The 453-nt window shown below is 33.1% G+C and carries 1 protein-coding gene; it reads right to left on the minus strand.

Annotated features, from left to right (window positions below):
- Positions 1-410 (minus strand): replication initiation protein (locus tag CYP28_RS02225; RefSeq protein WP_181000414.1); only part of this gene is annotated, 410 nt, incomplete at its 3' end.
- Between the last annotated feature and the right edge of the window lie 43 nt (positions 411-453).

The following is a 453-nucleotide window of genomic DNA, read 5'->3' on the forward strand; positions in this document are numbered from 1 at the left end:
AGCTCGTTTAAATCTGTTATTACTTGTTTTAAAATTCGTTTGTATATCGCTTCTACTTCGTAGCTTTGTGGTATATCTAATCGTGCTAGAAAATCAGCCCAGCGCATAATAAATTCGCCACTATGTCTAGATTGGCTGCATAGCCGATTAGTGGTTTGGCTGTATTTGCTAGATAGTTCGCTAAATTCGGCTAATTCAAAAATGGTATATTGTTTTGCTTTCCAAACCCCATTTAGCATAGCTTCAAATGTTGGTGTAATTTTAACTTTGATATCTAGGGTTTTATTATCTATATCAAATACTTCAAACAATGTAAAAAATCTTGTAGTGCGTTCGTCTAATTCAAATCTACACGCCGTTTTGATGATTTTATCAACAGCACTATGTGTTAAATTTATCGCTTCAACCATAGTTAAATTACGCTCCGTATATTGCATTATTTCATACATATTG

Origin of the sequence: Campylobacter concisus (genome assembly GCF_002914195.1) — a bacterium.
Classification (GTDB): Bacteria; Campylobacterota; Campylobacteria; order Campylobacterales; family Campylobacteraceae; genus Campylobacter_A; species Campylobacter_A concisus_M.